General features: G+C 66.8%; 1 protein-coding gene. It reads right to left on the bottom strand.

Features of this window, described 5'->3' with window-relative positions:
* The coding region (locus ACZ2IA_RS23105) for a cyclic nucleotide-binding domain-containing protein (protein ID WP_470294919.1) at positions 1 to 256 on the bottom strand (256 nt) is incomplete at both ends.

The raw sequence follows: 256 nt of genomic DNA, 5'->3' as shown, positions 1-256 counted from the left end.
GTAGCGGTGATGGTCGCTGCCGCTCAGGCCCAGGTAGTCGCCGGGCAGCACGAAGCCGTTGATCTGGCGGCGGCCGTCGGCCAGGGTGCGTACCAGGCGCAGTGCGCAGGCAGTCAATGTATAGACATGGTCGCGTTCTTCACCCGTGCGGGCCAGCGTGCTGCCCATGCTGACCTGCTGCGAAACGGTGACCTGTTCCAGCGCCTGCACTTCATCGGGCGACAGCGCCGAGCACACCGCAAGGTGGCGAACCGAG

It is taken from the genome of Crenobacter sp. CS_VA4 (assembly GCF_055597485.1).
Note: the sequence above shows the minus strand (reverse complement) of the source record. Positions and strands in the feature narration are given on the sequence as shown.